Source organism: Shewanella gaetbuli (genome assembly GCF_023284065.1).
In the GTDB taxonomy this organism is placed as follows: Bacteria; Pseudomonadota; Gammaproteobacteria; order Enterobacterales; family Shewanellaceae; genus Shewanella; species Shewanella gaetbuli.
This window is the reverse complement of sequence record NZ_JAKIKP010000010.1, coordinates 144,701-154,419: the sequence shown is the minus strand read 5'-3', so window position 1 is coordinate 154,419 and position 9,719 is coordinate 144,701. Positions and strand designations below refer to the sequence as shown.

The following is a 9,719-nucleotide window of genomic DNA, read 5'->3' as shown; positions in this document are numbered from 1 at the left end:
ATCGTTAACTTTACAGTCAACCACTCTTAAATAAGTGGTATCCCATAGGGGATTCGAACCCCTGTTACCGCCGTGAAAGGGCGGTGTCCTAGGCCTCTAGACGAATGGGACACTTTTGATACGTTATACTCTGTATCGAGTGAATACTCATTAATGCCTGTAGGCTAAACATCAATGCTTGCAATGCGTTAAGTAAATGGTGGAGCCTAGCGGGATCGAACCGCTGACCTCAACACTGCCAGTGTTGCGCTCTCCCAGCTGAGCTAAGGCCCCGCTTACTTAACACCAAGATACACCACCAGAATTTCCGACGTGTCTCTCAACTGCGAGGCGCATTCTATGCAGCATACCTTGATGTGTCAACTCGTTTTTTATGAATTTATTCTATCTGCTACAAATTCAATCGCTTTGGATATTCTTTCGACAGTTCTTTCCTTTCCAATTAAGAATAAGGTTAAATCTAAAGCAGGAGACTGCCCTGCCCCTGTCACTGCAACACGTAAAGGCATTCCCACTTTACCCATACCTACTTCTAATTCAGTTGCTGTAGCCTCAATAGTTGCATGTAACGACTCTACAGACCAATCTGTTAAGTCAGTTAATTTTTGCTTAACTAAGGTTAAAGGCTCCATCGCCACGCCACGTAAGTGCTTTTTCGCTTGAGCTTCATCAAATGCATCAAAGTCTTCATAAAAGTAACGACTAGAAGCCGCAAGATCTTTTAGTGTTTTAGCACGCTCCGATAAAGCAGTAATCACTTCTGATAACTCTGGGCCATTACTGGTATCAATTTTTTGGTCATCCATATGCCATTGTAAGTGTGATGCTACATACTCTGGGTCTAATGACTTAATATAATGTTGATTTAACCAAATTAACTTTTCAGTATTAAAGGCAGAAGCTGCTTTATTAATATCATCTAGCTTAAATAACTGAATCATGTCTTCAACAGAGAAAACCTCTTGGTCACCATGAGACCAGCCTAAACGGACTAAATAGTTTAGTAAGGCTTCAGGTAAATAGCCATCATCACGATATTGCATCACGCCAACAGCGCCATGACGCTTAGATAATTTAGCGCCGTCATCGCCTAAAATCATAGACACGTGAGCATATTCAGGAATAGGAGCACCAAGTGCCTTTAATATATTTATTTGACGAGGAGTATTGTTGATATGGTCTTCACCACGAACAACACATGTAATTCCCATATCCCAATCATCTACAACAACACAGAAATTATAAGTAGGTGTCCCTTCAGTACGGGCAATAATTAGGTCATCTAAGGTATCATTGGCAAATTCAATACGACCTCGAACATGATCATCAAAAACTACACTACCTTCTTTAGGGTTTTTAAAGCGAATAACAAAAGGCTCATCTGAATCACGCGGAGCAAGATCACGACAATGCCCATCATACTTTTGTGCTTCACCATTTGCAGCTTGCTCTTCACGCATAGCTTCAATACGTTCACGTGAGCAATAACATTTATAGGCATGACCTTCTTCAAGCATTTTGGCAATGACTTCGTTATAACGGTCAAAACGCTTAGTTTGATAATATGGGCCTTCATCCCAGGTTAAGCCTAACCAATTCATACCATCTAAAATTGCATCACAGGCCGCTTGAGTTGAGCGCTCAATATCAGTGTCTTCAATACGTAAAACAAATTCACCGTTGTTTGCTTTAGCATGTAGCCATGAATAAAGTGCAGTACGTGCACCACCAACGTGTAAAAATCCTGTAGGACTTGGAGCAAAACGAGTTTTAGTTGTCATAATCGGACACTAACCTATATAAAAATGATTGCTGATACAATTTATATCAACAAACTAGAATAAAAAGTGGCGAATATTCTAACAGCCTATGACAGCGGTTGAAATGCTTGGTATCAAAGCTTGAATGATTTTTAGCAAATTATAAATATCCATTGCTTAACAAAGCGTCAAATGGCGCAAAATTAGCACGATTAGTATTTTTTTATTGAAAAACCGTTGACACTCAATCCTTGCTCCCTATAATACGGCTCCACACAGCATGAGGTCGCTTAGCTCAGCTGGGAGAGCACCTCCCTTACAAGGAGGGGGTCACTGGTTCGAGCCCAGTAGCGACCACCATTATTTCATTGATGAAATAATTATGTTGTTAATTATATTCCCAGGTCGCTTAGCTCAGCTGGGAGAGCACCTCCCTTACAAGGAGGGGGTCACTGGTTCGAGCCCAGTAGCGACCACCATATAATTAACATTGTGTAGAGTTCCCAGGTCGCTTAGCTCAGCTGGGAGAGCACCTCCCTTACAAGGAGGGGGTCACTGGTTCGAGCCCAGTAGCGACCACCATTTTTTGAACTCTCACAAGTGTATTTTACATTATCCCAGGTCGCTTAGCTCAGCTGGGAGAGCACCTCCCTTACAAGGAGGGGGTCACTGGTTCGAGCCCAGTAGCGACCACCATAATGTAAATAATTGAAAGATATCCCAGGTCGCTTAGCTCAGCTGGGAGAGCACCTCCCTTACAAGGAGGGGGTCACTGGTTCGAGCCCAGTAGCGACCACCATATCTTCAATAGTGCAACTTACTATTCCCAGGTCGCTTAGCTCAGCTGGGAGAGCACCTCCCTTACAAGGAGGGGGTCACTGGTTCGAGCCCAGTAGCGACCACCATATAGTCCAATCTTCAATTTATATTCCTCTCTAGCAGTACAACATAAGCTTTACGGTGAAACTTTAGTCTTTTATTGCATAGTTTTTATTTTAATAACTTTTGCAAAGTTACGAGTGTTATTGCAACCATTTATTGATTTAGCCCCTACTCCTCAGATATTAGTGGTTTCTTCCAGTTTGCCTCTACTTAAAAACCAAATAGCGATAAACAGTAATAGTAATAAACTCAAAGAACCGACAACAACACCAGGCCATTCCGCCTGTTGCCAAAATATCATCAAATATGGCCCACCTAATGCTGCCCCTAAGTAGTAACTACATAAATATAATGATGTTGCTTTAGCTCGATGAGCTGTCGCTTTAATCGCCACAAATGAGTTGCAGCAACTATGAGTTAAGAAGAATCCACTTGCTGTAATGAGAAAACCTAAAACAATGGCCCACAAGGTATCGTGTAGCGTTAATAGTGTCCCTAATACCATGAATAAGAAAGCGGCTTTAAATAATACAATCGAGCCATACTTTACTACCCACTTTGCTGATAAATAAGACGTAAACGTGCCACTTAAATAACATAGAAATATCAGCGTTGCACTAAAGCGGCTTAAATCATAAGGCGACGACATTAAGTGCAATTGAATAAAACTGAACTGATTAACCATCATCATAAAAGCCACCCCACCAATAATGAAAACTAAACGCATTTTGCTATCTTTAAGGTGTATTAAAAACCCTTTAAGATCATTAAATAACTTACTTTTAGGTTGCGTTGTATTGTTTTGATTTATGTCAGGTTTTATTTCTTTTCTAGGGAGTAAATAAGTAACTAAAGCCACACCTAACAGCGTAACAACAAACACTAATCCCATAGATTGTTGCCAAGATAGATGCTGTGACATCAGCCCGCCAAATAAACGACCAAAGATCCCGCCTAAGCTGTTCGCCATAATATAAGTCGCAGCGGCTTTAAGCATAAAATCTGGTGCAAGCTGCTCTTTAAAATAAGCCATTGCAATTGCAGGAACGGCAGCGAGTAAAAATCCTTGAATTAACCTAATAATCACTAAGGCATCAAAGCTTGTCGTAAATATCAGCAGGATATTTGAACAAGCTAATAGCCATAGACTAATAATAATGGGCTTTAATCGACCGACTCGGTCAGATAACACGGCATAAAATAATAATGAAAATGCCAATGTAAAACTGGTTACAGATAACACCAATGTTGACTGTGCACCAGTGACATTAAAATGCTCCGCAATCAGAGGCAACATCCCTTGAACGGTATATAAATTGATATAAATAACGATGGAGGCGAGACACAAAGCCCAGATTAATCGGCCTTGTTTACCTTGCTCTGATTCACTTTGATTAGCAGTGATATTCACTTTTTGAAAAAACACAGACTTGCCACAAAAAATAACGACGAAAAATCATTATGTTCTGAGGATATTTTTTAGCAATATTCAAGGTTGCAGAATGTGAGCTAGATTTACAATAATACTCAGTGAGTCAATGTTTTACATTTGAGTAAGTCATATGATAATACCGACTGTAACGCCAAATGATACCGAGCAGATAGGTCTGAAACAATCGAGGAGGCTCAATAAAAATGTCGCTAACAACATCAAACTTAGCGACATTTATATTGAATTAAGCAGATATTAGTCGACAACCTTAACCGGTTTCATTATGACTTCGGTTGTAAACTTATCGTTATTAATGACTTGATATTTATCATAAGTTTGAAAAATGACTTTACCTTGATAGGTGATCATAGCTACCACCCCATAATCAATGTCATCATCTATTGTATCTGGCTGAAAAATAAACTTAAAAGGAACAGGAGCTCGTGCAATATCAAACGTTTTTTGCGAAATAATTGACCCAGGTGTATTAAAGTCAATAACTGCAATATTGATTTTACTCCCTTTTGGCAAGGTTATTTTTTCCAAATAGCCAGCATATCCATTTACAACAATTGGCGGTTCTGGTGCCACTGTGACACAACCCGTGATGAAAAATAAACTGAATAAGGTGCTAATTAATACTGTTTTTAATTTACTCATATGTTGTAGCCTAATTTCTATTATTAATCATTAATTACTTTTGACTCATTCTCAATAGTCCTTCTTGAGTCGCCGAAGCCACTAAGCGGCCTTGCTGATCAAAAAACTGTCCTTTAACAAAACCTCTTCCGCCTCCTGCATTTGGGCTTTCAATACTATATAAAATCCACTCACTCATATTAAATGGCCGATGAAACCACATTGAATGGTCAATCGTCGCCATACGGACACCAGGGGTTAAAAACGACACCCCGTGTGGTTGAGCTGCAGTAACTAAAAAATTAAAGTCAGATGCATAGGCGAGTAAATATTCTTGAATGCTATGATCATCTGGAATATTACCATTTGCTCTAAGCCAAACATGTCTTATAGGTTCACGAGTAACCGGAGCTAGCGGGTTGAAAGGATCAACTAAACGCATTTCAATAGGCGCATCGGCCATGAACTTCTCTAACATTTTCGCAGGCACTTTATCCCGCATAGTCATAGCAAGTTCTTGTTGATTCAACAGCCCCTCAGGTCCTGGTACATCAGGCATTATCGCCTGATGGTCAAAGCCTTCTTCAATGGTTTGAAATGAGCAAGTCATATAAAATATCGGCCTGCCCTTTTGAATGGCTTTTACCCTTCTGGCACTAAAACTACCACCGTCACGCATGGTTTCAACATCATATACAATAGGCAGCTTTTCATCCCCTGCACGTAAAAAATACGAATGTAAAGAATGGACGTGGCGATCTTCACTTACCGTTTGTTTGGCCGCACTTAACGCCTGCCCCATCACTTGTCCACCAAACACATGACCAAAACCGAGATCTTGGCTCTGGCCTCGATATAGGCCCATTTCTATTTGTTCAAGTGACAATAATGACAATAAATCGTTTAATACTTGGCTCATCTTCACAACTCTTAACAGCATAAATTACTCATAAGACTACCTAAAGCATTGCGCTAGAGCTAGTTTCTTTTCACGCTTTTTAATCAAACGCACAAACACCCCTTTTGAGTGTTAATTTAGTGATATAAAGCAAATAAACTTCACAGCAGATATTAACAAATTTTGATAAACTATTAGCCATTACTAATTTTGTGATTTGGTGTTTATGCAACCTTGGATATTGGCGATTCGCCCAAGAACCTTGCCGGCCGCGATAGGCCCTTTATTAATTGGCAATATTTTAGCCATTGGACTGACTCAATTTAGCTGGCTAATCGCAGCTATTTCAATGCTTTGTGGTCTACTTTTACAAATATCGGTAAATTTAGCCAATGATTATTTTGACTTCAAAAACGGCATCGATACCGATGAGCGATTAGGCCCGGTTAGAGTCAGCCAAAGTGGTTTAATTAAACCTACTGCTGTGCGTAATGCGATGGTGATATGTTTAGTCAGCGCCTTATTAGTGGGCTCATTGTTAATTTTTCATGGTGGCTGGCCCATCGCTATATTAGCGGCCGCCTCTATTTTAGGGGCATTATGCTACAGTGGAGGGCCCTACCCTTTAGCGTCTCATGGTTTAGGTGAAGTCGCGGCGTTTGTATTTTTTGGTTTAGTGGCCGTTGTGGGTAGCTATTACCTTCAAGCTGGTAATACTAATTTAACCGCTTGGTTATTAGGATGTGCTATTGGTTTTTTTAATGCCGCGATTATGCTCGTTAATAATACACGAGATATCAAAACAGATACCAAAGCGGGTAAGAAAACCTTAGCCGTTAGAATTGGTGAACCCCAAGCCAAAGTGTTATATCAGAGTTTCGTTTACTTACCTTTCGGGATTATTATTGCCGGCTTTTTATTTGGCGCATTAGATGGGTGGCCGGTATTACTTGCAGGTGTTTCATTGGTACTTGCCAGAAATTTAAGCAGAGACTTTAGCGAAAGCTCAGGTGAAGCGTTAAACCCTATTTTGGGCAAAACAGCTAAGCTCACCATGATATTTAGCGTCTTGTTTAGTGTAGGTTTAATTATCAGCCTTAATACAGTGTAAAGCGGTTTAACTTAACAAACCTCTTTCTCATGGAGCATGTTTTCGATGAGTATTAAAAAAGGCTTCAATTGAAGCCTTTTGTATTGGATAAAAGAGCATTAACGCTTATGGATGACACACATTGTGCATTTCAAGGTTAGTTCCGATATCTTTATTGCGATTCGCTTTCGCATCATCATTACGCAATTGCATAATATGATCGAGGTAAGATTGATCAACATCTTTAGTAATATAATTACCATCAAACACTGATGTTTCAAATGTTTTCACATCTGGATTTTCCATTCTTACTGCTTCAACTAAATCATGCAAATCTTGGAAAATGATTCCGTCCGCGCCGATAATTTTAGCAATTTCATCAGCATCACGACCATGAGCAATCAACTCATTGGTGGTTGGCATATCAATACCATATACGTTCGGGAAACGAATCTCAGGGGCTGCTGAAGCAAAGTAAACTTTTTTGGCACCCGCTTCACGAGCCATCTCGATAATCTGCTCAGAGGTGGTTCCACGCACAATTGAGTCATCAACCAACAGTACGTTCTTGCCTTTAAACTCAGCATTAATGGCATTCAGTTTACGACGAACAGACTTTTTACGCTCTTGCTGTCCAGGCATGATAAACGTACGACCAATATAACGGTTTTTTACAAACCCTTGGCGATAAGGCAAATCCATTGAGCGGGCAATTTCTAGCGCAACATCACACGAAGTTTCAGGAATAGGAATAACCACATCAATATCATGCTCTTCCCATTCTTTTTTGATTTTCTCACCCAGTTTGGTACCCATATTGACACGACTACCGTACACAGAAATATTATCGATAGTTGAATCAGGACGCGCAAAATAAACAAATTCGAAAATACATGGCGCATAGCTGTATTCTGTAGCACATTGACGAGTAAATAATTGACCATCTAAGGTAACGTAAATCGCTTCACCGGGGGCAACATCACGCATCACTTCAAAGCCTACCGCATCTAATGCTACAGATTCAGAGGCAACCATATATTCAGTGCCTGAAGGTGTTTCTTGCTTACCTAACACTAGCGGACGAATACCAAATGGGTCACGAAATGCAACAAGACCTTGTCCGATAATCATCGCAGTAACTGCATAGGCACCACGAGTTTGAGCGTGTACTTTGCTAACCGCATCGAATACTTCATCAGCAGATAACGTCAGACTGCGGGTTTCTTGTAACTCATCAGCTAACAAGTTTAATAAAATTTCAGAGTCTGAAGTTGTATTAATATGACGACGCTTCTTTAACAAGCTTTCAGCAAGCTCAATCGTATTGGTTAAATTGCCATTATGAGCCAATGAAATGCCAAACGGTGAGTTTACATAAAAAGGCTGAGCTTCTGATGCGCTTGAGCTACCTGCTGTGGGATAACGCACATGACCAATGCCTGCATTACCTTGAAGGCGTTGCATATGTTTTGGCTCAAAAACGTCTTTAACTAAACCATTAGCTTTACGTAAACGAAATGCATTTACGTCAACGGTTACAATACCAGCAGCGTCTTGACCACGATGTTGAAGCACGGTAAGTGCATCATAAATCGTTTGATTAACTGAAGATTTGCCTACTATTCCGACGATACCACACATGGGTAAGGTTCCTCATTGTAAGGTGTTTTATAGTTTTAGATTTTGGGTACAAAGCTTGATGTGTTTTCTAGGTAATCGAAAAACCATTGAATAACCACACCAAATTCGGGCACTAATATTGACTCTTTCCACCAATCGGTAGAAGGAAAACCAGTAAAAGCATCCATAAAAAACAGCAACGCACTGACAATGAGTGCGCCACGAATTGCGCCGAAGCACAGGCCGAGGACTCTATCAGTACCTGATAATCCAGTTTTAGCAACAAGTTGACCAAGAAGATAATTCACTAAGGCGCCAATGATAAGTGTGGCAATAAACAGAATAGCAATTGCGACACCATTGCGTACCATTTCATCTTGCATTTGAGTTAGATGAACAGCAAGGTCGAGATAAAATTGACTGGCGATAAAAAATGCGGCAAACCATACGATTAACGACATGGCTTCTTTAGCAAATCCGCGTATCAAACTAATGATAGTAGATAAGCTAATAACAATAATGATTGCGTAATCAATCCAAACCATTGAGATGGGGATCCGGGTAAACCTTAAGACGGCGCGATTCTAACAGAGGTTAAGATATTTCTCACCTTTGTTTATATAAATTAATCTTACATGATTTAGAACAATCATTTTCTGATCAGCTAACACGTCAATTAAAACTGAAGAAAAAACACATTAATCCATTCAAAATCAAGCAAATAAAAGTATTAACCTATTATTTATCTAACGGGTCATAGGCAACAATTTTGCCTTTCAATCCGGTTAATTTTGTAATCGCCTCTTTTCGAGCGGCTAATTTACTTTCTGATATTTCTGGCCCAACAAACACTCTGGTTAGCTTACCATCAACAGGGACATCGGGTAGTGTATAAGCGGTGTATCCAGACAACCGAAGTTTAGCGACTAATGCCTCAACATTTTGCGCATTATTAAATCCTCCGAGTTGAATGGTATAGCCAGCATTGACCTTATTTACAGGCGTCTTTTCAGGTGTCACTTTTGGCGTGTTGACTTGCGGTTTTGCAATCGTAGCAGACTTTGATGAATCCGCTTTAGCAACTTGCACTTTATCTTCATTAGACGCTTTAGGCTGAGAAGAATTAGCCGGTTTAGACTTTGGCTGTTCTGGCGTTGAGTTTGTTGTTGAAGACTCTTGATCATCACCTAAATCAACACTAGCTACCTCTAGCACTTCAAACTCTTCATCTGGAATGTTCTGTGATGGGTAATGATTATTGGGTCTAAGTGGGATCTCGGTAAACTCTTCAACCACAGTCGACTTTTTACCATCCAATAAATCAGGCAAAAAAATCACTCCCAATGCAACAAGTACAATGGTTCCCACTAAACGATTCTGAAATTGTCGATTCAAGGT

The 9,719-nt window shown here is 40.1% G+C and carries 8 protein-coding genes and 8 tRNA genes; 7 read left to right on the top strand and 9 right to left on the bottom strand.

Annotated elements, in window-relative coordinates; genetic code table 11:
* Positions 1 to 35: 35 nt before the first annotated feature.
* From L2672_RS13405 to gltX, 3 genes are all read right to left on the bottom strand, one after another.
* Positions 36 to 111: transfer RNA gene (locus L2672_RS13405), tRNA-Glu, on the bottom strand.
* 86 nt (positions 112 to 197) lie between these two features.
* A tRNA-Ala gene (locus tag L2672_RS13400) sits at positions 198 to 273 on the bottom strand.
* A 98-nt stretch (positions 274 to 371) separates the two neighbouring features.
* On the bottom strand, positions 372 to 1,781 hold the full coding sequence (gene gltX / locus L2672_RS13395; protein WP_248996344.1) for a glutamate--tRNA ligase: 1,410 nt from the start codon (positions 1,779 to 1,781) through the stop codon (positions 372 to 374).
* 263 nt (positions 1,782 to 2,044) lie between these two features.
* On the opposite strand from gltX, the gene L2672_RS13390 reads away from it, so the two are divergent.
* The 6 genes from L2672_RS13390 to L2672_RS13365 all read left to right on the top strand — a co-directional run bounded on the left by L2672_RS13390 (position 2,045) and on the right by L2672_RS13365 (position 2,665).
* Positions 2,045 to 2,120: transfer RNA gene (locus L2672_RS13390), tRNA-Val, on the top strand.
* 43 nt (positions 2,121 to 2,163) lie between these two features.
* Positions 2,164 to 2,239, top strand: a tRNA-Val gene (locus tag L2672_RS13385).
* Positions 2,240 to 2,266: 27 nt separating this feature from the next.
* Positions 2,267 to 2,342 (top strand) — tRNA-Val (locus L2672_RS13380).
* A 38-nt stretch (positions 2,343 to 2,380) separates the two neighbouring features.
* Positions 2,381 to 2,456 (top strand) — tRNA-Val (locus L2672_RS13375).
* A gap of 27 nt (positions 2,457 to 2,483) precedes the next feature.
* Positions 2,484 to 2,559, top strand: a tRNA-Val gene (locus tag L2672_RS13370).
* Between the two features lie 30 nt (positions 2,560 to 2,589).
* Positions 2,590 to 2,665 (top strand) — tRNA-Val (locus tag L2672_RS13365).
* A 152-nt stretch (positions 2,666 to 2,817) separates the two neighbouring features.
* Here the strand turns inward: L2672_RS13365 and L2672_RS13360 are convergent.
* From L2672_RS13360 to tesB, 3 genes are all read right to left on the bottom strand, one after another.
* Entirely contained in the window at positions 2,818 to 4,053 is a 1,236-nt protein-coding gene (locus tag L2672_RS13360; RefSeq protein WP_248996348.1) for an MFS transporter, read from the bottom strand.
* A gap of 276 nt (positions 4,054 to 4,329) precedes the next feature.
* Positions 4,330 to 4,734, bottom strand: a complete 405-nt coding sequence (locus L2672_RS13355; protein ID WP_248996343.1) for a YbaY family lipoprotein — start codon at positions 4,732 to 4,734, stop codon at positions 4,330 to 4,332.
* Between the two features lie 34 nt (positions 4,735 to 4,768).
* The gene (gene tesB / locus L2672_RS13350) at positions 4,769 to 5,632 is read right to left on the bottom strand and encodes an acyl-CoA thioesterase II (RefSeq protein WP_248996342.1); all 864 of its coding nucleotides are present in this window, start codon (positions 5,630 to 5,632) and stop codon (positions 4,769 to 4,771) included.
* A gap of 205 nt (positions 5,633 to 5,837) precedes the next feature.
* Here tesB and L2672_RS13345 point away from each other — a divergent pair, with 205 nt between their 5' ends.
* A complete protein-coding gene (locus L2672_RS13345; protein ID WP_248996341.1) occupies positions 5,838 to 6,722 on the top strand; it encodes a 1,4-dihydroxy-2-naphthoate polyprenyltransferase in 885 nt (294 codons plus the stop codon).
* A gap of 105 nt (positions 6,723 to 6,827) precedes the next feature.
* On the opposite strand, the gene purF is transcribed toward L2672_RS13345, so the two are convergent.
* The 3 genes from purF to dedD form a co-directional block, all read right to left on the bottom strand.
* Positions 6,828 to 8,342, bottom strand: coding sequence for an amidophosphoribosyltransferase (gene purF, locus L2672_RS13340; RefSeq protein WP_248996340.1), 1,515 nt, complete (start codon positions 8,340 to 8,342; stop codon positions 6,828 to 6,830).
* 35 nt (positions 8,343 to 8,377) lie between these two features.
* Positions 8,378 to 8,866 carry a CvpA family protein gene (locus L2672_RS13335; RefSeq protein WP_248996339.1) on the bottom strand — a complete coding sequence of 163 codons (489 nt, stop codon included), beginning with the start codon at positions 8,864 to 8,866 and terminating at the stop codon, positions 8,378 to 8,380.
* Between the two features lie 193 nt (positions 8,867 to 9,059).
* Entirely contained in the window at positions 9,060 to 9,716 is a 657-nt protein-coding gene (gene dedD, locus L2672_RS13330; RefSeq protein WP_248996338.1) for a cell division protein DedD, read from the bottom strand.
* Positions 9,717 to 9,719: the final 3 nt, after the last annotated feature.

What these genes read in the sequence shown, in the direction of transcription:
- gltX (WP_248996344.1), bottom strand. Translation starts at nt 1,781, where the DNA reads ATGACAACTAAAACTCGTTTTGCTCCAAGTCCTACAGGATTTTTACAC.
- L2672_RS13355 (WP_248996343.1), bottom strand. Translation starts at nt 4,734, where the DNA reads ATGAGTAAATTAAAAACAGTATTAATTAGCACCTTATTCAGTTTATTT.
- tesB (WP_248996342.1), bottom strand. Translation starts at nt 5,632, where the DNA reads ATGAGCCAAGTATTAAACGATTTATTGTCATTATTGTCACTTGAACAA.
- L2672_RS13345 (WP_248996341.1), top strand. Translation starts at nt 5,838, where the DNA reads ATGCAACCTTGGATATTGGCGATTCGCCCAAGAACCTTGCCGGCCGCG.
- purF (WP_248996340.1), bottom strand. Translation starts at nt 8,342, where the DNA reads ATGTGTGGTATCGTCGGAATAGTAGGCAAATCTTCAGTTAATCAAACG.
- L2672_RS13335 (WP_248996339.1), bottom strand. Translation starts at nt 8,866, where the DNA reads ATGGTTTGGATTGATTACGCAATCATTATTGTTATTAGCTTATCTACT.